Below are 24107 nucleotides of genomic sequence, written 5' to 3'. Positions count from 1 at the left end.
GAGTTGGTGCTGTCATGATGTCGTCTCCTTTGTCAGTGTGGGGGAAGGGTGAAAAAACGCCAGCATAATACGCAAGTGGGGGCCATCGTGCAATACCTGCAACACGATGGCCGCTGTGTGAATGTTAAATACGGAAGACGCTGACCAGCTCGCTGAGGTGGTGGCCTTTCTGGCGCAGACCCTGTGCGGTGTCTTCCGAGTTGTTGACCAGAATGGTGTTTTCCTGCGTTGCCTGACCAATCTGTACAATCGCGATGTTAACCTGACCAATCCCGGCAGACTGCTCGCGTGAGGCGATATCGATATCGTTCACGATGGTACTGACCTGCAGGATGCGGTTGCGTAAGTCGTCCATTACCGCCTGCGTTTTTTCTGAGAAATGGTAACCCGCTTCGATTTTCTCCAGCGACTCATCAATCAGGGTTTCGATCTCTTTCACCGCGGCAGAACTGCGCTGTGCCAGCGCGCGCACTTCCGCAGCAACCACGGCAAAGCCTCTGCCGTGCTCACCCGCGCGAGCGGCTTCAACCGCCGCGTTCAACGCCAGAATATTGGTCTGGAACGCGATAGATTCGATCACCGTCGTGATGTCGGCAATGCGTTGTGAGGAGTTCTTGATGTCGCTCATCGTAGAGACGGAGTCGGTGACGGTCTGGCTACCGCTACGTGCCGCTGCGGCGCTCTGTTCTGCCAGATCTTTGGCGGCGGAGACGTTATCGGCGTTCTGCTTCACGCTGGCGGAGAGCTGCTCCATGCTGGCAGACGTCTCTTCGACGCTACTGGCTTGGCGGGCAATCTGTTCGCTGATGTTTTCACTATCGGCAGCCAGCGCATCGCTGCTTGCACTGATTTCTTCGGATGCATTTCTGACCTGTGACACAATCGTTGTTAGCCCTTGTCCGATTCCGTTGATGGCATCAATCAGCCGACCCACTTCGTCGTAACGATTGCTGGAAAGCGTCGCCGTCAGGTTGCCGGCAGAAAATTGTTCCGCTACTTTGACGATTTCAACGAGCGGCTGGCTTAGCCATTTGCGCGTCAGCACGACAAAGAATGCGGCGAAGAGCAGAACCAGAATAATACCGCCACCTAAAAACAGGTTACGGGTGTGATTAATCTCAGCCATGAGGCTTTCTTTACTCACTGTGCCAGCAACAATCCAGTTCCACTGTGGAATGCTGCGATACACCATGATTCGGGTTTTTTCTTCGCCGGTCATCGTGTTGTTGTCGTATTCGATCGTACCATTACCCGTTGCCAGCACTTTCTCTAACGCGCCTTCCGACCAGTCAGGGCGCTGGTTAGCATTGCTTTGGTGGTAAAGGTAGTTCCCTGCATCTTTTCCTTTTTTCGTACTAAGCACAAAGAAATGGCCTGTTTCACCCATTTTCTTGTTCAGAATCGTTTGTTGCATCTCGGTAAATTGCTTCGTGATGTCGACACCGACGAACAGAATGCCGATAACCTGGCTGGCATTGTCGCGTATTGGCTGGTACTGGGTGATGTACTGTTTGCCGAACAGCGTTGCTAGCCCACTGTAGGTTTCACCTTTCATCACGAGGGCATAGGCTGGACTCTCACGATCGAGCTTGGTACCCATCGCGCGCGATCCGTCTTCTTTTTTCAGTGACGTGGTGACGCGCGTAAAATCTTCTCCATCGCGAACAAAAATTGTTGAGATCGCGTGGGTTCGGCTCAGAAAGTCATCTGGCACTTCGGTGTTGAGGTTCAAGACCGTATCGCCAGCCTTAAGCGTTGGATGAGAGGCGCTGCCGAAAGGCGTGCGGTTAACGGTATCCAGCGAAAATTGCGTCGGCAGAAAGCTGGCCAGCAGACGCGTATAGTTGCTGACCTCGGCTTGTAGGCTGGTATCGTACATGTTAATCATGTCGGTGACTCCATTCACCTGGCTCTGCATGTCATTGAGGGTCAAAGATTTCAACTGATTGCCTGCGGAGCGGGTAAGAGTGAGGGTAAAGACAATGAACAATATCGCCACGCTCAGGGAGGCGATAATTGATAACTTGATACCCAAACCCCAGTGTTTAAAGGAAAGTCCCAACATATGTGTGTCTCTTATAATAAAAAAGGTTATTTTTTAGTCTTGCTTCACATGCGTTAACGGCAGTAAATGAAAAAAAATTAATCACGGAGTGTAAACATTCATTTCTGTTATTGATCTAGATCAATGTGATTTTTTTATTTACATAAATATGCCATTTAAATCAGCACGGAATTCATGACGACACGGGATAAGAAAACTGCTGTGAGTAGGTTTATCGTAGAAGGACGCACCCTTTCTGCTAAATACGATTTCGCTACATAAAAATAGGCTGACAGAACTGAAAACGAGGGAAATATGATCGAAATGTCATTGGATAAGCTCAGTAGCGGTATTGAAACGATTCATGCGGTGCCGGCGGGAAGGAGAGAGCAGCCGTTACCGACGATTTTTTTCTTTCATGGTTACACTTCATCAAAAGAGGTGTATTCGTATTTTGGCTATGCGCTGGCGCAGGCCGGGTTTCGGGTGATACTGACCGATGCAGCTATGCACGGTGCGCGCTATGACGGCGATGAATCGCTGCGGTTGGCTCATTTCTGGGACATCCTGCAAACGAATATTGAAGAACTCCCCGGCTATGTGGCGGAATATCGACAGCGTGGCTTGATCGACGGGGAACGGATTGGCGTTTGCGGTGCGTCGCTCGGTGGAATGAGTGCGCTCGGCTGTATGGCGCGTTATCCCTGGATTACTGCGGTGGCGGCGTTTATGGGCTCCGGCTATTTTTCTACGCTGTCGTCGGCGCTGTTTCCTCCGGTTCCGGCCGAGCGTGAGGAAAATCAGGCGGTGTTGCAGGCATTAGCGACCAAACTGGCGGATTATGATGTCAGCACGCGTCTGGACGCGCTGTCCAATCGACCGCTGCTGGTATGGCACGGTGAAGCAGATGACGTCGTGCCAGCGGCAGAAAGCGTTCGTCTTTATCAGGCATTACAGGCGCGTGATAAACTGGCTAACCTGACGTATCTGACTGAGCCGGGGGTGGCGCATCGCATTACGCCAACGGCGCTACAGGCGGGCGCTGATTTCTTCCGGCGGACGCTGTAATTTTGCCCCTGGCGCTGAAATACCGCCACGCAGAAAACTCCTGTGTTTCTTCCTTGTGTTCTTTAATGTCGGGCACTATACTTACGCGTCATTTTTTCAGCCGCACACATACACGTTCCTTGCCTCCACGGGCCGCGGTTGACCCAGACAGGAGGCTGAATAATCCGTAAGGAGCAATTCGATGCGTCATTACGAAATCGTATTTATGGTTCATCCTGACCAGAGCGAACAGGTTCCGGGCATGATCGAGCGCTACACTGCTACCATCACTGGTGCGCAGGGCACGATCCACCGTCTGGAAGACTGGGGCCGCCGTCAGCTGGCTTACCCGATCAACAAACTGCACAAGGCACACTACGTTCTGCTGAACGTTGAAGCGCCGCAGGAAGCGATCGATGAGCTGGAAACAAACTTCCGCTTTAACGATGCCGTTATCCGCAGCATGGTTATGCGCGTTAAGCACGCGGTAACTGAAGCATCTCCAATGGTGAAAGCGAAAGACGAACGCCGTGAGCGTCGTGAAGATTTCGCTGAAGCTGGCGATGATGTGGATGCAGGGGATTCTGAAGAGTAATTGTTGTGGTGACGGTGAATCGTCTGGTGTTGTCCGGCACAGTGTGCAAGACGCCCATTCGTAAAGTCAGCCCGTCAGGTATTCCTCACTGTCAGTTTGTGCTTGAGCACCGCTCGACGCAGGAGGAAGCCGGATTGAGTCGGCAAGCATGGTGTCGTATGCCCGTGATTGTCAGCGGACTCTCGTCACAAGCAGTTACCCACAGTATAACGGTCGGCACGCAACTTACCGTGCACGGGTTCATTAGCTGCCATCAAGGGCGCAATGGCTTGAGCAAGATAGTGTTACATGCCGAGCAGATTGAATTGATAGATTCTGGAGACTAGCCAAATGGCACGTTATTTCCGTCGTCGCAAATTCTGCCGTTTCACCGCGGAAGGCGTTGTAGAGATTGATTATAAAGATATCGCTACGCTGAAAAACTATATCACTGAAAGCGGCAAGATTGTTCCGAGCCGTATCACCGGTACTCGTGCAAAATACCAGCGTCAGCTGGCCCGCGCTATCAAGCGTGCGCGTTACTTGTCTTTGTTGCCGTACACTGACCGTCATCAGTAATCGGCCACTGTCCATTAACGAGACTTTGAGAGGATAAAGTAATGCAAGTTATTCTGCTTGATAAAGTAGCAAACCTGGGCAGCCTGGGTGATCAGGTAAACGTTAAAGCGGGCTACGCTCGTAACTTCCTGGTTCCACAGGGCAAAGCTGTCCCGGCAACCAAGAAAAACGTTGAGTTCTTCGAAGCACGCCGTGCTGAACTGGAAGCCAAACTGGCTGACGTTCTGGCCGCTGCTGAAGCTCGCGCCGCTAAGATCAAAGAACTGGGTAGCGTTACTATCGCGTCTAAAGCAGGCGACGAAGGTAAACTGTTCGGTTCCATCGGTACTCGCGATATCGCTGATGCGGTAACGGCTGCCGGTGTTGACATTGCTAAGAGCGAAGTTCGCCTGCCGAACGGCGTTCTGCGTACTCTGGGTGAGCACGAAGTCAGCTTCCAGGTACACAGCGATGTATTTGCTGAGCTGAATGTAGTTGTTGTTGCTGAAGCGTAATTCACGTTTATCGTCGAATTAACACTTTAGTTAACATGTGAAACGCTGGCCTTGTGCCAGCGTTTTGCATTTTAGGGATGGGGAAATGGCCTATCATTACCTATACCTAAAAAATGAGGCCGGAGGCCGCATGTCTGATTTAATTCACCTTATCCGCGTCTATGACGCGCACGCGCCTTTCTCTTCTCCCACTTTTCTTATTGACCGTCTGTGGCCGCGTGGCATCAGTAAAGCGCGTCTGGAAGGCGTTGAGTGGTTTAAAGACATTGCACCGAGCAGCGAACTGCGGAAATGGTTTCACGCCGATCCGGAGCGCTGGATGGAATTTGTGGATTATTATCGTAATGAGCTCGCGCAAGGCACGGCGTGCGACAGGCTATTGACGTTACTCGATGGGAAGAAGGCCATCACGCTGCTTTATGGCAGTAAAAACGCGCAGCACAACCATGCTATTGTTCTGCGCGATTTTCTATTGGAACGGCGAGATCGTTAGCGAGTACGCGTAAAGGCGCCGTCTGCACCGCGGGTGAACCGAATCGTCTGGTTCGCTGTGGTTTCGATTTCCAGCTCGGCGACCATGCCTTGCGCATTCAGCTGTAATTTAACTTCCTGACCCGCCCGTAAATTGCTGAGCGGCTTATCCCTGCCTTCCACCTGTGCCATCGCGAACACATCGCTGACTGGCAGATTGTTATCGCGAAAGAGCTGAGCCAGCGTTTGTCCCGAGGCGATCTCGTACTGACGCCATGGTGCTGATGACGGCGTTGGCGGCTCGGTAGTCGCAGGCTGCTGCTGTGACATTGAAGGCTGGTTTTCAATAATGACGGCCTGCATCGCAGCCTGATTATCTGCCTGAGTAAGAGGGATCGGCATGGTCTGGGCAGGTTGCTGATGTTGCGCGCTGTAAGGCCAGAGCAACACGACGAGCAGCAGGGCGATAGCGATTAAAATCCAGCGGCGGTGGAGGAACGGCAACGGTTCCATCCAGTGGTAACCGTCAGGCAGATGCCAGATTTTTTGCAGCAGGGCACCAAGGCGCTCACGCGGGGAAGCTGGAGGAGGCAAGCCTTCCTGATCTTCGCGTTCCCCGTCGTTTTCTACGGCTACAGCATGTGAGGGCTGCCGTTGGATAATTCGCTGGCAGAAGCGTACTAGCGTTTGATAATCCCAGGTGGTTTTCCGCTTCCTGGGCGCAATTCTGCCCATGGTGACCTCTCTTACTACGGTTTAATATAAAAACAGTTCAATATGAAAATAATCAGTATAAAAACGGCATCATGTAAAACGATGTCATTAACAATGTTATGCCAGTCACTACGCTACATCAGTAGGAAAGCGGCGTCGGCATAAAAACAGTATCAGGATGATAACGCAATCCAGTATACCGATAATCTGTATAAGCTGACCAGTTAACGCGTTGATGATTAAGGTAACCGCTAAGCCCGAAACATCGGAACTACCAGTATAGGACAGCTTCCCGGAATGGCTTGGCTGGCGTGCGGTTAACGTGATTACCTGCACACAGGATTTTACCCCAATCCCCGTCGCTGTTATGCTGCGCTTTCAGTTTTTTACAGATTAAAAGGAACATCCATGACAACTCCTTCTTTTGATAGCGTCGAAGCGCAGGCAAGTTACGGCATCGGCTTACAGGTTGGTCAACAGTTACAGGAATCAGGTCTTGAAGGTCTGATCCCAGAAGCTCTGCTTGCTGGTTTACGTGACGCGCTGGAAGGTAATGCGCCTGCGGTGCCTGTGGATGTGGTTCATCGTGCGCTGCGTGAAATTCACGAGCGTGCTGATGCGGTACGCCGCGAGCGCCAACAGGTGCTGGCGGTAGAAGGTCAGCAGTTCCTGGCTGAAAACGCGCAGAAAGAAGGCGTGAACAGCACGGAATCTGGTTTGCAATTCCGCGTGTTGACGCAGGGTGAAGGTGCTATCCCGGCTCGTCAGGATCGCGTACGTGTACATTACACGGGTCGTCTGATTGATGGCAGCGTGTTCGACAGCTCCGTTCAGCGCGGCCAACCTGCTGAATTCCCGGTAAGCGGCGTGATTCCAGGCTGGATTGAAGCGCTGACGCTGATGCCAGTCGGTTCCAAATGGGAACTCTATATTCCACACAATCTGGCGTATGGCGAACGTGGCGCGGGTGCTTCCATTCCGCCGTTCAGCGCGCTGATTTTTGAAGTGGAACTGCTGGAAATTCTGTAATCTCCAGACAAAGAAAGGCGCTCAGTGAGCGCCTTTCTTATTTCTACTGACTTTCTTTTTTTATTGAAACGACATTACTCACCGCGCAGCGCGCGTGGGAACAGCAAATTGTTTTCCAGATGGATGTGTTCCATCAGGTCGGTAATGAACTCGTTGATACCGGAGTACAGCGCACGCCAGGTGTTGCAGGCACCTTCCGGCGGTACAACGCCGTTGGTCAGCTCTTTGACTACTTCTACATCACGCCCTGCGTCATCGTGCTCATGCTCCATCACTGAAATCGGTGCGGCAGCATTTGCGCCCATTCCCTGACCGATCATCGGGAAGAGGATGCGTTCTTCTTTCATCATATGCTGAGACAGCTCGTTATAGATGGCGGTCAGCTGGTTTGCGAGGCCGTGCGGGCAATCGGCTTTATCGTGATGCACGCGCTCGACTTTTTCTGCCATCAGAATCAGTTCTGGTAGTTGTTCGCGGTGGCGATCGTGAAAACGAGGGATGATGTACGCGATAATGTCGGCCAGCGGCGCTTCACGCCAGTCGCGCGCATCAGAAGGCTGCGCGGCCAGTTTTTCTAACTGCGCTTCCAGCTCGTCGATATTGAGATCTTTTTTGCCCGCCGCGCGGCTGAGCGTTTGCTTTCCGCCGCAGCAGAAGTCCAGATTGAGTTCACGAAAGAGTTTGGTCGCGCGCGGAATAGCGATAGCCAACTCACCCAGGGATTGATCGCGGTATGCCATGATGATGCCTCTCAACGAATGCAGTTTATAAATTGCATTTTAAATGCATCTTTTGGCGTTGAATATACCGCTTACGAGGTAGGCGGTAAAAAGTGTACCGTGCTACTGCACGGTATTGCGGGTCTCAAGCGACTGCGTGATGGTTTGCAATAATGCGGGAATATCCATCCTCGGCAATACGACCTCTATAAGCGACAAGCGAGATTCTGCGTTCACGCGCTCAAGCACCTGCGCGAGGGCGACAGGTGAGCACACCTGTTCGCAAAGTATCTCGTTTTTATCTGCGCCTAGCGCCGTGGGAAGCTGTGTCCAGTTCCAGGCGGCGATATCGTTGTAGCGCTGTTCAGGGCCGTGAATCGCCCGTTCGACGGTGTAGCCCTCGTTATTCAGCACCACAATGACCATGTTCAAGCGATCCCGAATGATAGAGCCAAGCTCCTGCACGGTGAGCTGAAGCGAGCCGTCGCCGATTAACAGCACCACGCGCCGTTCCGGTTCGGCAATTTGTGCGCCGAATGCCGCCGGCAGAGAGTAGCCTATCGACCCCCACAGCGGCTGAACAATGAAATGGCAGTCCCTCGGTAGCCGGAGCGTCGCGGCCCCAAAACACGACGTGCCCTGATCGGTCACGAGAATATCGCCAGGGCGGAGGAAACGCTGCATTTGTTGCCAAAACTCGCGCTGGTTGAGCGCACTTTTGTGCTCGGATGGCGGTAAAGCTGGAGGCGTAATGGTGTGATGATCCCAGTGGGGCCCGAGCGGCGCGGTGATTTTTTCCAACGCGGCGATAGCATCTGACATTGGAACAGAAGGGAAAACCTGGTTGCCGACGCGAGCCAATGTTGGCTGGATATCGATGTTTTTTTCGTAGGAAATCTGGTGGCTGAAGCCGGTGGTAATCGTATCGGTATAGCGTACGCCGATGCTGATGATGACATCTGCGTCTTCGATGTATGCCCGGATCGCTTCGTGACTGCCGCCACCCGCGTAGGTGCCGGTAAAGCTGTGGTGCTGTTCGTTTAGCGTGCCTTTCCCCATCAGCAAAGTGGCGTGGGGAAGCGGTGTGTTATCGAGCCAGCGTTGGATTTGCCCTGCGACACCCATACGCTGAGCCAGAAAGTCAGCCAATAATGAGACCGAATTGGCTTTGCTCAGCATCGCAGTGGCCGCGGTGATAAAGGCTTGCAGCGACTCATCCGAACGGAGTGGTTCAGGGATGGCAAGCGGGTATGGTCGTGCGCTGACCGGTGACGCAGCGACGTCCAATGGCAGAAATAAATATACCGGTTTGTGTTGCGCGAGCGCTTCCCCAATAACCCTGTCGATCTCTGTGGTGGCGTTGTCGACGGTGAGGCTGGCCTGTGCGGCGGTGACTTCCGCCGCCATGCGGGAAAAGTGGCTGAAATCGCCGTCGCCTAATGTATGGTGGAGCAATTCGCCGTTGCGCTGTGACGTGAGACTGGGCGCCGCGGCAATGTGAATAACGGGCAGGCATTCCGCGTAGCTGCCCGCAATTCCGTTAATCGCGCTGAGTTCGCCCACGCCGAAGGTGGTGAGCAGCGCCGCCGCCGGACGGCATCGCGCATAGCCATCGGCGGCGTAAGCGGCGTTTAATTCATTCGCACAGCCCACCCAGGTGATATCCGGGTGCCTGATGACATGATCGAGAAAATGCAGATTGTAGTCGCCCGGCACGCCGAAGAGATGCTGAATACCAATCTGCGTCAGGCGATCCAGTAAGTAGTCGCCCACCGTATAGTTTTCGCTCATCGCTGTTCCCTCTGTGAATGACGGATGTTCTGAGAGTAAGTATTAGCGCTAAGGTGAATATTTCTAATATTTATTCCCTATGGTTAATCCGTGATTCTGCATTTATTCGTGTCTATCAGGATTTTTGGCATTAAATTTATTAATGAATTAGTAGGGCGCTGATGAATAGCGCGCATTGGCGTTAGCGAAACGTTAAGAACGGTAAAGTCAGAAAAATGCGTATTTATCTGATAGTGGCGAAGAGGAATTCCCCGTATATCTTTGCCAGGCCGCAGTCGCGGTGAGCAAGGAGTTACCCTATGTTTAAGCCACTCGTCATCAGTGCCCTGTTTATGGGAATGTTTGCGGTTATGCCAGCGCCAGAAGCTAAGGGTGCCAGCATCGATCTGATGCCCGGCGTCACGTTGAATATTGGCGAACGTGACAGACGTGGTAATTACTGGGATGGCTATGACTGGCGCAGCGAGCGCTGGTGGCAGGAACACCGGGGTTACCACCGTGGCGAACGTAATCGACACGGTTATTATTGGGATGGCTGGCGCTGGCGCGATGCCCGCTGGTGGCGTGAGAGTCAGCGTGAGAGACGCGATTACGATAATCGCCGTTTTGATCCTCCACGCTATGTTGACGATCGCGGTCCGCGTCGCGGTGAGTGGGACAGGCGCGGGCATGAGCGAGGAAATGGTTACTACCGCAATGGGCGGGGTTCGTTCCGCGACTAGTCAGATAAAAAAAGCGCCGCGAAAGGGCGGCGCTTGTGCGTCGGATAATGGCGCTTAGGTCGTGTTAACTAGTTAGCCAGTTTTGCGGCGATGTCAGCGATGCGCTGACCATACAGCTTACCGGTTGCCAGATCGCCAGCGACCACTTCATCTACGCTGGCGTCAGACGGCGTTTGCGCCAGCAGACCCACGGAACCACCGAGGTTATTCAGATCGTCGCGTTTTGCCGCTTTGGCATTGGAGGGCAGTTGGTTCAGGCTGACCCAAATTCCGCCGTGCTGTGAAGCCAGCGTTTGCAGATAAATCAGGGTGACCTGTTTGTCCCCGTTCAGGCTGGCGCTGTTAGTGAAACCGCCAAACACTTTGTTGCTCCAGGAGCGGGAGAACCAGGCTTTAGAGCTGGCATCCGCAAATTTCTTGAACTGCCAGGTCGGGCCGCCCATGTAGGTTGGTGTACCAAAGATAATCGCGTCGGCGGCGGCGAGTTTCTCCCACTCCGCATCGCTGATATTTCCTTCTGCATCGATGGCAATCAGCTCGGCGTTAGCGCCTTCGGCGACGGCGGCTGCCAAACGCTGTGTGTGACCATAGCCTGAATGATAAATAACGACTGCTTTTGACATAACCTATCCTCATTTCTCTGTGTTTATCAACGATACGCCGTGGCCGTGATGTAGCCCTGCGAGTGATACGTGCTTTCTAATGGATACTAACTTTATAATGTAAGGACTATATCGGAGCCTCATGGTTCTGTTAAGAAAGCACTTTTAAGTGAGCTGGTATCTTCAAGGTAACCATGCCCGTCATATTTCAAGCTGTTGTGCGTTGGCCGCCTTCACGCAACTCGACTGATTTAGGGTACATAGGGAAACTCAACGATGAACAAACGCTATGATGTTTATGCGCAGCATTGCCCAACTCGCATGATTTTGGATCGCGTGGCGGATAAATGGACGTTGCTGATTCTGAACATTCTGGTTGAGCGACCGATGCGCTTTAATCAGTTAAAACGCGACGTGGAAGGGATTTCACAAAAGGTATTGTCGCAAACGCTGAAAAATCTGGTACGTGACGGTTTCGTCGAACGCACGGTCTTTCCAACCATACCGGTGACGGTGGAATACGCCTCGACCGTAATGGGAAAAACGCTGGCCAAGCCGATTGCCGAGCTGACGTACTGGGCAGAACAGAATATGGATAATGTGCTGTTATCCCAGCAGAAGTTTGATGCGTCAGCGAATAGTGCGGCTGAACCGCTATGAGGCCATTACTCAGGCTCCTGCGCTAGCAGGAACCTGTAGATAATAACGCTTATTTAGCGTGCTGTAGGTCAAGGCGATAAACCGCAAAGCCCGTTTCATCATTACCGACGGACGTCATCGGGTACTGGGCTTTCTCTTTGATAAACGCCGTGGCTTTCTCTGACGGTGACGTTTCAAAACGGATATCCAGCGGCGTATCGCTGATAATAGGCGCCAGGTGCCAGTTGTTATCCGCCTGCGGCTTCACTTCTCCCGATTTTTGCGTTTCTGCGCTGATGTAGGCCGCCAGAACGGAGCGGTTTTCATCCGGTGAGGCAAAAGCCACATACTTCTCACCCGTACCGGCAAATTTCTCGCCGTAGGCGCGGTAGTTGTTGGTGGCAATCAGGAAGGTCGCTTTAGGATCGATCGGTTTGCCGTTAAACGTCAGCGCTTTGATACGGTGTGCTTTATCGTTGATTAATGCGCACTCGCTGTCATAGCGGGCAGGCTGCGTCACATCAATCTGATAGTTGACGCCATCGATCACGTCGAAGTTATACGTGCGGAAGCCGTCCCAGTTAAGCAGGGATTGCGGTTCACGCTTGCTTGGATCGATTTGTTTGAACTGACCCGCAGAGCATTCCAGCCACTCCTGTACCTGTTGCCCGTTAACTTTCACCACCACCAGCGTATTGGGGTAAAGGTACAAATCGGCCGCGTTACGGAAGGTGAGTTGGCCTTTTTCCACTTCGACATAGCTGGCCGGATCGTTTTTACGTCCACCGGCTTTAAACGGTGCGGCAGCGGAAAGTACCGGCAGGTCGGCCAGATCGGGATCGCCCTGAATAAAGTGTTCTACATAGGCGCGCTGAGCATTGTTGACGATCTGCACGGTAGGATCGTCCTGAATCAGCGACAGGTAGCTATACATGTTGTCTGCGGATTTGCCGATCGGCTTGCTAACGAACTCGCGTGTGTCTTTGTGCGCGTCAGCGAGGACTTTCACCAGCTTATCGTCTTCCGCCGCCAGTGATTTCTTCTGCGCTTTGTCATAGATCGGTCTGGCTTCTGCTTTCGCACTTTCCACCTTCCATGTGCCGCTGTCGTTATTCAACGTAAAATCGACGACGCCAAGGTGGTCACCCCATTGCCCCGGCATCACCGCAGGCACACCGTTGAGCGTTCCCTGTTTGATGTCAGCGCCCTTGATGTTTGCAAAGTCATTGCTGGGGAAAACCGCGTGAGCATGGCCAAACATGATCGCGTCGACGCCAGGAATTTGGCTGAGGTAGTAAACGGAGTTTTCCGCCATCGCTTTATATGGCTCGGCAGACAGGCCGGAGTGAGGGATAACAATCACCAGATCGGCTCCTTGTTTACGCATTTCCGGCACCCATTTTTTGGCGCTTTCCGTGATGTCTTCCACGGTGACTTTTCCCGTCAGATTGGCTTTATCCCACACCATCACCTGCGGCGGGACGAAGCCAATATAGCCGATACGCAGGCTATGCACTTTGCCGTCGCGGTCTTTAACCGATTTCTTCTCAATGTGGTAAGGCGTAAACAGCGGCTTACCCGTTGCGGCATCCAGCACGTTGGCGTTCACATAAGGGAATTTCGCGCCGGACAGCGCTTTGTACAGGTAGTCCAGGCCGTAGTTGAATTCGTGGTTACCGATGTTGCCGACAGAATAATTCAGCGTGTTCATCGCCTGATAAACCGGGTGCACGTCGCCCGCTTTCAGTCCCTTCGCGGCCATGTAATCGCCTAGCGGACTGCCCTGGATCAAATCGCCATTATCTACCAGTACGCTGTTAGTGGCCTGTTCGCGTGCGGCGTGAATCAGGCTGGCGGTGCGCACCAGACCAAATTTATCGGTTGGCGTATCCTTGTAGTAATCGAAATCCATCATATTGCTGTGCAGATCGGTGGTTTCCAATACCCGTAGATCAACGGTAGCGGCATGAACGGTCGTGGCGACCAGCGTAGCAAGCAGGCTGAGTGCCAGTGAATGCTTCATTGCGTAACTCCTTGTGCGGTGATTGTCGACGCGTGAGGCGATCGGGGGTGTCTTTCATATCATGATGAAGTTAAAGTGATTATCGTCTCTAAATACTGAGGATGACATCAATAATGGCAATAATCGTAGATTGCCTCACAGATGTATAATGAATGACAGAGATGAAGTCTGCGTTACGCGTAACCGATAACGACGAGGTCGATCATGTTAGAAACTGTTTGCCAACTGGCTCGCGATGCCGGTGCTGCCATTATGCAGGTTTACGAAGGGCAACATCCTGTGGATGTCGCGCACAAGAAAGATGATTCGCCAGTGACCGCCGCCGACCTGGCCGCGCATCGGGTCATTAAGGACGGGCTGGCTGTGGCGTTCCCCGATATTCCTTTGCTGTCAGAAGAAGATCCGCCCGCATGGGAAATCCGCCAGCACTGGCAGCGCTATTGGCTGGTCGATCCGCTGGACGGCACCAAAGAGTTCCTCAGCCGCAACGGTGAGTTTACGGTGAATATTGCGCTGATCGAGAACGGTCAGGCCGTGCTGGGCGTGGTTTATGTGCCGGTCACGGGCGTGATGTATTCTGCGGCGGACGGCAAAGCCTGGAAAGAAGAGAACGGTCAGCGTCGGCAAATGACGGTGAAGCAGGCTCATCCGCCGCTGGTGGTGGTCAGTCGTTCTCATGCCGATCGGGAATTAAAGGATTATCTTAGCCAACTGGGTGAACACCAGACGGTGGCCATTGGGTCATCGCTAAAATTTTGTCTGGTGGCGGAAGGCGAAGCGCAGCTTTACCCACGCTTCGGGCCGACCAACATTTGGGATACGGCGGCGGGTCATGCGGTAGCAGTGGCTGCCGGGGCGCAGGTTAACGATTGGCAAGGGCGTCCGCTGTCCTACACGCCGCGTGAATCCTTCCTCAACCCCGGTTTCCGCGTCTCTTTATTTTAATTGACTCAGCGTTTTCGTCCTATTTCTCTTCGAGCAACTGACGCAGCAGGGTCATCACCTGCTGCACTTCCTGTCCGCTCAGCGCGCCATCCTTCACGAAACGGACTTTCCCCTGTTTATCCAGCACGGCGATAGCCGAGCTTTGCGGCTGAAGCTGCCAGGTTTTCCGCACGTTGCCGTTGCTATCGACAATAAATTGCGACCACGGGAAGGCTTTTTTGTTGTCCTCAAGGCTACTGCGCACAAACATGCTGGTGCCGATGATGGCATCGTCGGTATTCACGATTGTCGTCGTTTGGTAATAATCGTGCGGTAGGTTAGCGGCCTTCAGTGCGGAAATGAGTGGATCGTTCATCTCTTTGGCGGAGGTGCGGCCAGCGATGTGTTGTATCACCCGTACTTTTCCGGGCAATTGCGCGCTGTTCCAGTTTTTATAACTAAACTGATTATTCTGGTACTGGAGTTCTCCTTTGTCCGCGACGCCGACGGGGGGAACCAATTGGTTGAGTGCCAACGTATGGGCCGAGGCAGGGAGCGAGACAAGCCCCAACAAAGGCGTGATAGAGAGCGCGAGGAGCAGGTGGCGTAGTTTTATCATGGTATTTCCTTCTGTGTGGGGAGCCTGATGCGATGTCATTAAATGGAATATCTCAGGCTATGGAATAAGCGTAGATTCAGGAAACTGGTCTGTCCTGTTTTGCAATAAAACGGTTTGTGCCCGAGAGCACAAAACCCTTATTTTTGAAGGTTTATACTGATGGATAAGGGTTTGCTTCAACACTATTCTGTAAAAATCTGTAAAAACAGTTAAGAATACTGAATAGTGGGGAACTAAATACCGTTTTACAGCACTAATTAGCAGTATCCGTTATCTCATTAGCGCTCCAGAACCTTAGCCATGTTGGCGAAAGGGAGAGCGTAGAAAAATAAAACGGGAGAGTAAAACGATGAGGATCTTCGAACGTTACAATCCTTTGAAAGTCGCCAAGTATGTGAAAACCCTGTTTCGTGGGCGGCTGTACATAAAAGGGGTTGGTGCTTTTGAGTTCGACTACGGCAAAATTCTATTGCCAAAGAAACAGGATAAGCAGCACCTTCTGGTGATGTCTGAAGTGAATCGCCAGGTCATCCGGCTCCAGGCCGAGATGGGATGAATGATAAAGAAACGGCCCGTAGCGGGCCGTTTGGGTTTGTGATGAAACCTGATTGGTTGGGCATGTCTTCTGGCGGTTAATCGTCGCTATCAATCTTCACGCTGGATGAAACGACCGGGCGATCTTCCAGACGCGTTACCAACAGCTGATCGATCTTATAGCTGTCGATATCGACCACTTCAAACTTATAGCCAGAGAAGCGCACCGCATCGGTACGCTTCGGGATTTTCCGCAGCGTATACATCATAAAGCCGCCAATGGTTTCGTAGTTACCAGAGTGCGGGAAATCATCAATATTCAGCGCCCGCATGACGTCTTCTATTGGCGTGCCGCCTTCAACCAGCCAGGAATTCTCATCGCGTGCTACAATCTGTTCTTCCATTCCCTGACCGACGAGATCGCCCATCAGCGTGGTCATCACGTCGTTAAGCGTGATGATGCCGACGACCAGCGCATATTCATTCAGAATGACCGCGAAGTCTTCACCCGCCGTTTTGAAACTTTCCAACGCTTCGGACAGCGTTAGCGTATCCGGTACGATCAGCGCAGGACGAATCTGCACGCCGCTACTCAGCGTCAGGCTCTGGTTTCCCAACACCCGAATCAGCAGGTCTTTGGAGTCCACGTAGCCGACGATCTGATCAATCGTGCCATCGCAAACCAGAAACTTGGAGTGCGGCTGCTGAGCGATCTTTTCCTTAATGCTATCTTCCTGCTCGCGCAGATCGAAGTAGACCACGCTTTCGCGTGAGGTCATCGAAGACGGCACAGTACGGGATTCCAGTTCAAACACGTTCTCGATCAGCTCGTGCTCCTGCTTACGCAGCACGCCAGCCAGCGCACCAGCTTCCACCACGGCATAAATATCATCGGACGTGATGTCATCTTTACGCACCATCGGCAGCTTGAGCAGGCGGAAAATAACGTTAGCTAGTCCGTTAAAGATCCAAACCAGCGGGCGGAAAAGGAACAGGCAGAAGCGCATGGGGTTGATTATGCGGACCGCGACGGCTTCCGGCGCAATCATACCAATGCGTTTCGGGGTGAGGTCGCCAAACAGGATGAACAGGCTGGTGACGAGTACGAATGAACAGATGAAGCTGACTTTATCTGCGGCTTCGGGTGACATGAAGCGCTCAAACAGAATGGAAAACGTCGGGGAAAATGCCGCATCGCCGATGATACCAGCCAGAATCGCGACGGCGTTGACGCCAATTTGAATCACGGTAAAGAAGATGCCCGGCGTTTCCTGAAACTTGAGTACCAGATCGGCATTGAGGTTTCCCTCATCGGCCATCAGCTTGAGTTTAATTTTACGGGACGCCGCCAGCGAGATCTCGGACAGCGAGAAAAACGCACTGATGGCAATGAGACAAAGAATCAGCAATAGACTGTTTAACATCATTTTTAAAGTTTTCGCATGCACCGAGAGTGACGCAGCGATCCTCAGAAAGGTGAGTATACTCGTCATACTTCAAGCTGCTTGTGTGTTGGCTGCGCTTAGTCACCCGAATCACTTACCTGAGTAAGCTCATCGGGATTCCTTCCCTTGCCGCCTTCACGCAACTCGAATTATTTAGAGTATAAATTAATAGCAATAATTGAAGGTATATAACCGGGCAACGTGCTGCCCGGTTCGGGCGCATTATAGCAGGAGCGGTGAATTTACCGCCAGTGGTCAACGCGGAGGCGGCAGACAGACGCCGATACCGCCTAATCCACAGTAGCCGTTCGGGTTCTTATACAGGTATTGCTGATGATCGTCTTCCGCATAATAGAATGGGCCCGCAGGCTCGATTTCTGTGCTGATGGCGCGGCGATCGCCGTTCTCCCTCATTGCCTGCTGAAAGCGTTGAAGGCTTTCCTGTGCGGCCTGTTCTTGCTCGGGTGTGAGCGTATAGATAGCGGAACGATACTGGCTGCCGATATCACCGCCCTGACGCATACCCTGCGCAGGGTCGTGATTCTCCCAGAACAGTTGCAGTAGTTGATCGTAACTGATAACCGCAGGATCAAAAACGACACGCACCGCTTCGGCATGATCGGTCTGCCCGCTGCACACTTCGCGGTAGGTTGGATTCGGGGTATAACCACCAATATAACCCGCCGCGGTGCTGTAGATGCCCGGCTGTTGCCAGAATAAACGCTCCGCGCCCCAGAAGCAGCCCATCGCAAAAATAGCAACGGACATCTGATCTGGCACATGCGTCATGGAATGTTCATGAACGACATGCAGCCTGGCTACCGGCATAGGGGTGGAACGTCCCGGTAAAGCATCGGATTGTGTAATCCGCTGCGTCTTATCAATCGAACTCATCACGTTGTTAACTCCAGCTAGACTGGGTAAATAACCCGCTTTCATGGAAAGCATAACCAAGAAGCATTGAGCTGTCTTTATATCTTAATGGGGTTTAATGTTAAGGTAATGTTTATCTGTAATGCCGCATATTGATGTTTGTAGTTGAAAATCTATTCTTAAGATGAAAAATTAGTATTTATCACTAAGATAATGCAAGGTTGATAGAAGATTTCGGCGCTACGTGACGGGGTGTCAGGTAAGCGTACAGCGGCGGCCGTCAACGCGGTGGGCGAAGTGATAAAAGCCATGCTATAGGTTTTAGACGACAAGGCTTTAGGCGACAGATCGATTTATCAGGGAGCTCAGTGACTACTTTCATTGCAAAAAGACGTTTCACTTCAAAGAACGGTCTCATTGGAAAAAAAAGCGTTACCGGGCAAAAAAGCATAGCAGGACAAAAAAACAGTTTTGCTGGCTGTGGTGCGCCACGGTACCGGTTTCTTGGCCTGATGTGTGCGCTGCTCATGCTGGCACCGGAGAGCCAGGCGGCGAATGTGCGCCTGCAAGTCATGGGGCTGGAAGGGCAGCTACAAAAAAATGTGCGGGCACGTTTATCCACCATTGCGGTCGATGAGGTGAATGCCGACGGGCGTTTCCGCTCGCGCGTTGATGAAGCAATCCGTCAGGGGTTGCGCGCGCTCGGCTATTACGATCCACAGATCGGTTTTGAATTTCGGCCTGCTGTGAATGGCGGGCGACCCGTATTGATTGCAACCGTGACTCCCGGTGAACCGGTAAAAATTGCCGGAGTGAACATCACCCTGCGCGGCGGCGCGCATGACGATAAAGATTACCAGCAACTGGTTAAAGACGATCGCCCCGAAATCGGTTCAGTATTGAACCACGGCGATTTCGATCGCTTTAAAAGCGGGCTGAATGGTTTGTCATTACGCAAAGGCTATTTTGATGCGCGCTTCCAGCAAAGTCAGCTCGGCGTGATGCGGGAAGAGAGAGAAGCGTTTTGGGATATTGATTTTGATAGCGGTGAACGCTATCGCTTTGGCGCCGTACATTTTCAGGGCGCACAAATCCGCGATGATTACCTGCAAAATCTGGTGCCGTTTCATGAAGGCGACGCTTACACCAGTGAAGATCTCGGTGAGTTAAACCGCCGTCTTTCTGCGACGGGGTGGTTTAATTCTGTCGTGGTTTCTCCTGATTTTGACCAGTCGAAAAGTTCTAAGGTGCTGCCGCTGGAAGCCGTGGTGACGCCGCGAACCCGTAACCGCATTGAAACCGGGGTCGGCTATGCCACGGATGTTGGCCCACGTTTTAAAACGACCTGGAATAAACCCTGGGTGAATTCGCGGGGCCACAGTCTTGAAAGCAGCCTGAGCGTGTCCGCACCGGAGCAATCGCTCGATTTTAGCTACAAAATCCCCTTGCTGAAGAGTCCGCTTGAACAGTATTACCTGCTGCAAGGCGGCTTCAAACGCGAAGATCTCAACGATACCAAATCCGATGGCACCACGCTGAACGTGGCACGCTACTGGGATCTCTCCAGCGGCTGGCAACGGGCGATTAACCTGCGCTGGAGTCTCGACCACTTTACGCAGGCGAGCGTGACGGATACCACGATGCTGATTTATCCGGGGGTCAGCATTAACCGAACCCGCCAGCGCGGCGGCCTGATGCCGGTGTGGGGCGATACGCAGCGCTATTCCATCGACATTTCCGACACCACCTGGGGATCGGATATCGATTTTGCCGTGGTTCAGGCACAAAACGTCTGGATTCGTACGCTGGCGGACAAACACCGCTTTGTCGCGCGCGGTAATCTGGGCTGGATTGAGACCAACAATTTCTCCCGCGTGCCGCCCTCACTGCGTTTCTTTGCCGGTGGCGATCGCAGCATTCGTGGATATAAATACAAATCTATTTCGCCGCGCGACAGCGACGGCAAACTGACCGGTGCGTCCAAGCTGGCGACCGGCTCGCTCGAATACCAATACAACGTAACGGGAAAATGGTGGGGCGCGGTTTTTGTTGATTCAGGTGAAGCAGTGAATGACATCAAACGGAGTAACTTCAAGACGGGCACGGGTGTCGGCGTGCGCTGGGCCTCGCCGATTGGCCCGGTGAAACTCGATGTTGCCATGCCGATCGGCGATGCAGAGAAGAAGAATGATGTTCAGTTCTATATCGCACTGGGACCTGAATTATGATGGATGAGAAAAACGAAAAAAAAGCACAGGATCCGGTGACAGAAGAAAACGTCGCGCAGGATAATGTGCCGACGACGCTTGTACGAAAAGGGCGCTGGTGGAAAAAGGTCGGTATTGGCCTCGTGGCATTTTTACTGCTGCTCGTTGTTGGCGTAGGGCTGCTGGTGGGCACCACGCCGGGCTTGCACCTGTTGCTGAATACTGCAGCACGCGTGGTGCCGGGGTTGAATATTGCCAGTGTGAGCGGCGGCTGGCGTGATTTAACGCTGAAAAATGTCAGCTACGAAATGCCGGGCGTGACGGTAAAGAGCGAGGAATTTCATCTGTCGCTCGCGCTGGGCTGTCTGCGCAAAAGCCAGCTGTGTATTAACGATCTCTCGGCGAACCGCGTCGATGTGATCGTAGATACCAAAGCCCTGCCTGTGGCGGAAGAGCCACCGCCGCCTTCGACTCCAGTCACGGAAATCTCCGCACCTTTCCCTATCTCTCTACGTCAACTCGTGCTCAATAGCGTCCAGGTTACCGTGGATGACACGGCGATTTCCTTGGGCGAATTCCGCACCGGAATGCAGTGGGAAGGGCGCGCGTTGACGCTGCTGCCGACCAAAATCAGCGCACTGCTGGTGGCCTTGCCGAAAACGCCCGTTGACGTATTGGAAGATGGCAAAGTGACGGCGGCGGAAATGGCCTCCGTTATCAAGGAAACGGCGGCGAACGTACGTGATGCGGCGGAGCAAGGCACCTCGCAAACTATTCAAATCGATAAAGTGCTAGAGGCAAATAATACGGTAGCGGCTGCCACGACGACGACACCGATACCGACAGCGTCGACGCCAAAAGCGGATAGCGCAGCTGACAAGCCGACAGTCCCTGAACAGCCGCTGGGCGAACGCCTGAGCGAGCTATTCTCTAAACCGCTATTACCGGATTTACCGCAGTTCACGCTGCCGTTGGATCTGAACATTGTCGAGATTCACGGCGAACAGTTGCGGCTGACGGGCGATCAGGACATTGTGATTAATAACCTGTTCGTACAGGCGTCGACCCAGCAACAGCATTTGCGACTGGACAAACTGATCGTGCGATCGCCGCAGGGTGGGTTGAATGTACGCGGTGAGGCGACGCTTAGCGATAACTGGCCCGTCTCGCTGACGGCGAACGGCGTGCTGAATGTCGATCCGCTCAAAGGCGAAACGTTGAAACTGGCGGTCGATGGTGGCCTGCGTGAGCAGCTGAATGTGGCGCTGAACCTCTCGGGGCCGCAGCGCGCTCAGTTGGATGTGCAAACTAAACTGGCAGAAGCCGGGCTGCCGTTGGCGTTGATGCTGCAAACCGAGCGCGTGCGCTGGCCGCTGACGGGCGCGACGCAGTATCAGGCTAGCAACGTCAGGCTGCGTTTTAACGGTAAAGCGACCGACTATGCGTTATCGCTGCGCGGCGATCTGAGTGGTGCGGATATTCCTCCCGCGACGCTGCTGCTGGATGGCAAAGGCAACGAGCAGCAGTTTACGCTGAGCCGCTTGCGGCTGGCGGCGTTGCAGGGGAATGCCGATCTGAGTGCGCTTATCGACTGGAGCAAAGCGATAAGCTGGCGCAGTGAGCTGCTGCTGAACGGGATTAACACCGCGAAACAGTGGCCTGAATGGCCTGCGAAAATAGATGGCAAGATAACAACGCGCGGCAGCGTCTATGGCGGTAGCTGGCAGTTGCAGGTACCGGAACTGCGGCTGGATGGCAACGTGAAAGCGAATAAGCTCACGGCCAGAGGTGAACTGCGTGGCAATGCGGCAGGCCAGTGGACAATACCAGGGCTGAATCTGGCGTTAGGCCGCAACCAGTTGAATGTCAAAGGTGACCTGAGCGACAAATGGCAGTTGGATGCAGATATCAATGCGCCGTCGCTGGACGGTATGTTGCCCGGCCTGGCAGGGCGCGCCATCGGGACACTCAAGCTACGCGGCAATCTGCGTGAACCGCAGATGCTGGCGGATATCACCGCTTCCGGCCTGCGCTGGCAGGCGATAACGATTAGTCAGGTGAGAGTAGAAGGCGATGTGCGTTCCGAACAGCAGGTTCAGGGCAAGCTGGCTGTGCGTCTCGAAGCGCTGAAGCAGGATGGTCTGAATATTGCGCTGTTGACGCTGGATGCCAGCGGCAATGAAAAGCAGCACCAGCTTCGGTTGGCTATGCAGGGTGAACCGGTCGCGGGGCAACTGGCACTTTCAGGCAGCTTCGATCGCCAGGAACAGCGCTGGCGCGGCACGCTGAACAATACCCGCTTCGACACCCCTGTCGGTGAATGGCGTCTGACGCAGGATATGGCGCTGGATTACCTGAATACGCAGCAGAAGATCACCATCGGGACACACTGCTGGCGTAACCCAAACGCAGAGCTCTGCGTACCGAAAGCGATTGAGGCCGGACCAAGCGGACAGGCGAGCATTCGACTGAATCGCTTCGATCTCGCGATGTTAAAGCCGTTCCTGACGGCGGATACCGTGCTGGCGGGGACGTTCACCGGCGGCGCCGATATCAGTTGGCAGGCGGGACAAGGCTTACCGCAGGCGAAAGTGTCGCTGGTGGGCAACGGCGTGAGCGTTCGTCAGCAGATGCAGGGCAACACGCTGCCGATTGATTTCGATACCTTTACGCTGAATGCGGGGATCGATCGCGGGCGGGCGCAGCTTGGCTGGCTGATGGCGATTCGCGAGAACGGGCGCTTCAGCGGCGATATTCAGGTGACCGATCCACAGGGACGGCGCAATCTCGGCGGCAACGTCACGATCAACACTATTTCACTGGCCTTGCTCAACCCTGCGTTGAGTAAAGGAGAGAAAGCGGCGGGGATACTGAATGCGAACCTGCGCTTGGCAGGGGATGCCGCCCGTCCTCAGATCTTCGGCCAGATGGTGCTGGAGCGATTGGATATTGATGGCAACTGGATGCCGGTCGATCTGACCAACGGACGGCTGGCGGTGAATTTCAGCGGGATGTCGTCAACGTTGCAAGGTTTCCTGAAAACGGATAACGGGCAGTTGAATCTCGGCGGGAATGCCGATTGGTCGCGACCTGATGCCTGGCGTGCGCGGATTGCGGCGAAAGGCCAGAAGCTGCGGGTCACGATTCCGCCTATGGCGCGGCTGGATGTCTCGCCGGATATTGTCTTCGAGGCTACGCCACAGCTGTTTGCGTTAAACGGCTCGGTCAGTATTCCGTGGGCGCGTATTGTGGTTAAAGATATGCCGGAAAGCGCGGTGGCGGTGTCGTCGGATGAAGTCATGCTGGATGCGCAGCATCAGCCGCTGAAGAAAGCCAGTGCGGCCATTCCGATTAACAGCAATCTGACGATCCGCGTCGGGAATGATGTGCGGCTGGATGCGTTCGGGCTGGCTGCCCGCTTACAGGGCGACCTGAAAATGGTTCAGGACGAGCGCGGATTAGGGCTGAACGGGCAAATCGATATTCCGTCCGGCCGCTTTAAAGCTTACGGACAGGATTTGATCGTCCGCAAGGGGCTGATTCTGTTCTCCGGCCCGCCGGATCAGCCGATCCTGAATATCGAAGCCATTCGTAACCCAGACAACACCGCTAATGACGTCACCGCTGGCGTGCGTGTCACCGGCATGGCCGCCACGCCGAAGCTGGAAGTCTTCTCCGATCCGGCAATGTCGCAGCAGGAAGCGCTCTCTTATCTGCTGCGCGGACAGGGTTTGGACAGTGGTGGAGCCGATAGCTCGGCAATGACCTCAATGTTAGTCGGTTTAGGGGTTGCACAAAGTGGTCAAGTTGTGGGTAAAATCGGCGAGGCCTTTGGCGTAAGTAATTTAGCTCTGGATACACAGGGTGTTGGCGATAATTCTCAGGTTGTCGTCAGCGGCTACGTCCTTCCGGGTCTGCAAGTGAAATATGGTGTTGGCATATTCGATTCTTTGGCAACGTTAACGCTGCGTTACCGCCTGATGCCAAAGCTATACTTGGAAGCGGTGTCTGGAATTGGCCAGGCATTAGATGTGCTCTATCAGTTTGAGTTTTAGCG

The 24107-nt window shown here is 53.4% G+C and carries 22 protein-coding genes; 13 read left to right on the top strand and 9 right to left on the bottom strand.

The genetic code is table 11. The annotated features are described in order from the left end of the window. Window positions 1-124: 124 nt before the first annotated feature. Complete coding sequence (locus WCT94_RS09020) at window positions 125-2065, bottom strand: methyl-accepting chemotaxis protein (RefSeq protein ID WP_336869170.1); 1941 nt, start codon at window positions 2063-2065, stop codon at window positions 125-127. Window positions 2066-2359: 294 nt separating this feature from the next. On the opposite strand from WCT94_RS09020, the gene yjfP reads away from it, so the two are divergent. The 6 genes from yjfP to WCT94_RS08990 all read left to right on the top strand — a co-directional run bounded on the left by yjfP (window position 2360) and on the right by WCT94_RS08990 (window position 5231). After that, window positions 2360-3112: an esterase gene (gene yjfP, locus WCT94_RS09015; protein WP_336869168.1), complete on the top strand. Its 753-nt coding sequence runs from the start codon at window positions 2360-2362 to the stop codon at window positions 3110-3112. A gap of 181 nt (window positions 3113-3293) precedes the next feature. After that, window positions 3294-3686 (top strand): 30S ribosomal protein S6, encoded by a 393-nt coding sequence (gene rpsF, locus WCT94_RS09010; RefSeq protein ID WP_005974793.1) that lies wholly within the window; start codon window positions 3294-3296, stop codon window positions 3684-3686. Between the two features lie 5 nt (window positions 3687-3691). Then, a complete protein-coding gene (gene priB, locus WCT94_RS09005; RefSeq protein ID WP_015841576.1) occupies window positions 3692-4012 on the top strand; it encodes a primosomal replication protein N in 321 nt (106 codons plus the stop codon). 4 nt (window positions 4013-4016) lie between these two features. Next, window positions 4017-4244, top strand: coding sequence for a 30S ribosomal protein S18 (gene rpsR, locus WCT94_RS09000; protein WP_005974788.1), 228 nt, complete (start codon window positions 4017-4019; stop codon window positions 4242-4244). A 41-nt stretch (window positions 4245-4285) separates the two neighbouring features. Then, complete coding sequence (rplI, locus tag WCT94_RS08995) at window positions 4286-4738, top strand: 50S ribosomal protein L9 (protein WP_010279043.1); 453 nt, start codon at window positions 4286-4288, stop codon at window positions 4736-4738. 130 nt (window positions 4739-4868) lie between these two features. Then, window positions 4869-5231: a DUF488 domain-containing protein gene (locus tag WCT94_RS08990; RefSeq protein WP_336869167.1), complete on the top strand. Its 363-nt coding sequence runs from the start codon at window positions 4869-4871 to the stop codon at window positions 5229-5231. On the opposite strand, the gene WCT94_RS08985 is transcribed toward WCT94_RS08990, so the two are convergent. Then, a complete protein-coding gene (locus WCT94_RS08985) occupies window positions 5228-5944 on the bottom strand; it encodes a LysM-like peptidoglycan-binding domain-containing protein (protein WP_336869165.1) in 717 nt (238 codons plus the stop codon). The two genes, WCT94_RS08990 and WCT94_RS08985, sit on opposite strands and share 4 nt — an antisense overlap. 387 nt (window positions 5945-6331) lie before the next feature. On the opposite strand from WCT94_RS08985, the gene fklB reads away from it, so the two are divergent. Beyond that, window positions 6332-6952, top strand: a complete 621-nt coding sequence (fklB, locus tag WCT94_RS08980; RefSeq protein WP_015841573.1) for an FKBP-type peptidyl-prolyl cis-trans isomerase — start codon at window positions 6332-6334, stop codon at window positions 6950-6952. A gap of 74 nt (window positions 6953-7026) precedes the next feature. On the opposite strand, the gene ytfE is transcribed toward fklB, so the two are convergent. Both ytfE and ipdC read right to left on the bottom strand, forming a co-directional pair. After that, a complete protein-coding gene (ytfE, locus tag WCT94_RS08975) occupies window positions 7027-7692 on the bottom strand; it encodes an iron-sulfur cluster repair protein YtfE (RefSeq protein WP_319849170.1) in 666 nt (221 codons plus the stop codon). Window positions 7693-7794: 102 nt separating this feature from the next. Continuing rightward, entirely contained in the window at window positions 7795-9462 is a 1668-nt protein-coding gene (ipdC, locus tag WCT94_RS08970; RefSeq protein WP_336869163.1) for an indolepyruvate decarboxylase, read from the bottom strand. Between the two features lie 299 nt (window positions 9463-9761). Between ipdC and WCT94_RS08965 the strand changes: the two genes are divergently transcribed. Continuing rightward, a complete protein-coding gene (locus WCT94_RS08965) occupies window positions 9762-10184 on the top strand; it encodes a DUF2502 domain-containing protein (protein WP_336869162.1) in 423 nt (140 codons plus the stop codon). A 68-nt stretch (window positions 10185-10252) separates the two neighbouring features. Here WCT94_RS08965 and WCT94_RS08960 read toward each other — a convergent pair whose 3' ends face one another. Next, on the bottom strand, window positions 10253-10807 hold the full coding sequence (locus WCT94_RS08960; protein WP_336869161.1) for a flavodoxin family protein: 555 nt from the start codon (window positions 10805-10807) through the stop codon (window positions 10253-10255). A gap of 255 nt (window positions 10808-11062) precedes the next feature. Between WCT94_RS08960 and WCT94_RS08955 the strand changes: the two genes are divergently transcribed. Next, a complete protein-coding gene (locus WCT94_RS08955; RefSeq protein WP_015841568.1) occupies window positions 11063-11446 on the top strand; it encodes a winged helix-turn-helix transcriptional regulator in 384 nt (127 codons plus the stop codon). Between the two features lie 49 nt (window positions 11447-11495). Here the strand turns inward: WCT94_RS08955 and WCT94_RS08950 are convergent, their stop codons facing one another. Next, window positions 11496-13448, bottom strand: a complete 1953-nt coding sequence (locus WCT94_RS08950) for a bifunctional 2',3'-cyclic-nucleotide 2'-phosphodiesterase/3'-nucleotidase (RefSeq protein ID WP_336869160.1) — start codon at window positions 13446-13448, stop codon at window positions 11496-11498. A gap of 204 nt (window positions 13449-13652) precedes the next feature. Between WCT94_RS08950 and cysQ the strand changes: the two genes are divergently transcribed. After that, a complete protein-coding gene (cysQ, locus tag WCT94_RS08945; protein ID WP_336869159.1) occupies window positions 13653-14393 on the top strand; it encodes a 3'(2'),5'-bisphosphate nucleotidase CysQ in 741 nt (246 codons plus the stop codon). A gap of 19 nt (window positions 14394-14412) precedes the next feature. Here the strand turns inward: cysQ and WCT94_RS08940 are convergent, their stop codons facing one another. Continuing rightward, complete coding sequence (locus tag WCT94_RS08940) at window positions 14413-14991, bottom strand: YtfJ family protein (RefSeq protein ID WP_336869157.1); 579 nt, start codon at window positions 14989-14991, stop codon at window positions 14413-14415. A 349-nt stretch (window positions 14992-15340) separates the two neighbouring features. On the opposite strand from WCT94_RS08940, the gene WCT94_RS08935 reads away from it, so the two are divergent. Then, window positions 15341-15547 carry a DUF1107 domain-containing protein gene (locus WCT94_RS08935; protein WP_005974755.1) on the top strand — a complete coding sequence of 69 codons (207 nt, stop codon included), beginning with the start codon at window positions 15341-15343 and terminating at the stop codon, window positions 15545-15547. A gap of 76 nt (window positions 15548-15623) precedes the next feature. On the opposite strand, the gene WCT94_RS08930 is transcribed toward WCT94_RS08935, so the two are convergent. Next, on the bottom strand, window positions 15624-16949 hold the full coding sequence (locus tag WCT94_RS08930; protein ID WP_336869336.1) for a hemolysin family protein: 1326 nt from the start codon (window positions 16947-16949) through the stop codon (window positions 15624-15626). Between the two features lie 276 nt (window positions 16950-17225). Next, a complete protein-coding gene (gene msrA / locus WCT94_RS08925; protein ID WP_336869335.1) occupies window positions 17226-17864 on the bottom strand; it encodes a peptide-methionine (S)-S-oxide reductase MsrA in 639 nt (212 codons plus the stop codon). A gap of 491 nt (window positions 17865-18355) precedes the next feature. On the opposite strand from msrA, the gene tamA reads away from it, so the two are divergent. Both tamA and tamB read left to right on the top strand, forming a co-directional pair. After that, the gene (gene tamA, locus WCT94_RS08920) at window positions 18356-20071 is read left to right on the top strand and encodes an autotransporter assembly complex protein TamA (RefSeq protein ID WP_336869156.1); all 1716 of its coding nucleotides are present in this window, start codon (window positions 18356-18358) and stop codon (window positions 20069-20071) included. Then, the gene (gene tamB / locus WCT94_RS08915; protein WP_336869154.1) at window positions 20068-24105 is read left to right on the top strand and encodes an autotransporter assembly complex protein TamB; all 4038 of its coding nucleotides are present in this window, start codon (window positions 20068-20070) and stop codon (window positions 24103-24105) included. The genes tamA and tamB overlap by 4 nt, the downstream gene beginning before the upstream one ends. The last annotated feature ends 2 nt before the right edge of the window (window positions 24106-24107 follow it).

The organism is Pectobacterium sp. 1950-15, from assembly GCF_037136835.1.
GTDB lineage: Bacteria > Pseudomonadota > Gammaproteobacteria > Enterobacterales > Enterobacteriaceae > Pectobacterium.
This window is presented reverse-complemented; position numbering and strand designations above follow the sequence as displayed.

Excerpts from the sequence above, each read along its gene's own strand:
- WCT94_RS09020 (WP_336869170.1), bottom strand. The coding sequence starts at position 2,065 with ATGTTGGGACTTTCCTTTAAACACTGGGGTTTGGGTATCAAGTTATCA.
- yjfP (WP_336869168.1), top strand. The coding sequence starts at position 2,360 with ATGATCGAAATGTCATTGGATAAGCTCAGTAGCGGTATTGAAACGATT.
- rpsF (WP_005974793.1), top strand. The coding sequence starts at position 3,294 with ATGCGTCATTACGAAATCGTATTTATGGTTCATCCTGACCAGAGCGAA.
- rpsR (WP_005974788.1), top strand. The coding sequence starts at position 4,017 with ATGGCACGTTATTTCCGTCGTCGCAAATTCTGCCGTTTCACCGCGGAA.
- rplI (WP_010279043.1), top strand. The coding sequence starts at position 4,286 with ATGCAAGTTATTCTGCTTGATAAAGTAGCAAACCTGGGCAGCCTGGGT.
- WCT94_RS08990 (WP_336869167.1), top strand. The coding sequence starts at position 4,869 with ATGTCTGATTTAATTCACCTTATCCGCGTCTATGACGCGCACGCGCCT.
- WCT94_RS08985 (WP_336869165.1), bottom strand. The coding sequence starts at position 5,944 with ATGGGCAGAATTGCGCCCAGGAAGCGGAAAACCACCTGGGATTATCAA.
- fklB (WP_015841573.1), top strand. The coding sequence starts at position 6,332 with ATGACAACTCCTTCTTTTGATAGCGTCGAAGCGCAGGCAAGTTACGGC.
- ytfE (WP_319849170.1), bottom strand. The coding sequence starts at position 7,692 with ATGGCATACCGCGATCAATCCCTGGGTGAGTTGGCTATCGCTATTCCG.
- ipdC (WP_336869163.1), bottom strand. The coding sequence starts at position 9,462 with ATGAGCGAAAACTATACGGTGGGCGACTACTTACTGGATCGCCTGACG.
- WCT94_RS08965 (WP_336869162.1), top strand. The coding sequence starts at position 9,762 with ATGTTTAAGCCACTCGTCATCAGTGCCCTGTTTATGGGAATGTTTGCG.
- WCT94_RS08960 (WP_336869161.1), bottom strand. The coding sequence starts at position 10,807 with ATGTCAAAAGCAGTCGTTATTTATCATTCAGGCTATGGTCACACACAG.
- WCT94_RS08955 (WP_015841568.1), top strand. The coding sequence starts at position 11,063 with ATGAACAAACGCTATGATGTTTATGCGCAGCATTGCCCAACTCGCATG.
- WCT94_RS08950 (WP_336869160.1), bottom strand. The coding sequence starts at position 13,448 with ATGAAGCATTCACTGGCACTCAGCCTGCTTGCTACGCTGGTCGCCACG.
- cysQ (WP_336869159.1), top strand. The coding sequence starts at position 13,653 with ATGTTAGAAACTGTTTGCCAACTGGCTCGCGATGCCGGTGCTGCCATT.
- WCT94_RS08940 (WP_336869157.1), bottom strand. The coding sequence starts at position 14,991 with ATGATAAAACTACGCCACCTGCTCCTCGCGCTCTCTATCACGCCTTTG.
- WCT94_RS08935 (WP_005974755.1), top strand. The coding sequence starts at position 15,341 with ATGAGGATCTTCGAACGTTACAATCCTTTGAAAGTCGCCAAGTATGTG.
- WCT94_RS08930 (WP_336869336.1), bottom strand. The coding sequence starts at position 16,949 with ATGTTAAACAGTCTATTGCTGATTCTTTGTCTCATTGCCATCAGTGCG.
- msrA (WP_336869335.1), bottom strand. The coding sequence starts at position 17,864 with ATGAGTTCGATTGATAAGACGCAGCGGATTACACAATCCGATGCTTTA.
- tamA (WP_336869156.1), top strand. The coding sequence starts at position 18,356 with ATGTGTGCGCTGCTCATGCTGGCACCGGAGAGCCAGGCGGCGAATGTG.
- tamB (WP_336869154.1), top strand. The coding sequence starts at position 20,068 with ATGATGGATGAGAAAAACGAAAAAAAAGCACAGGATCCGGTGACAGAA.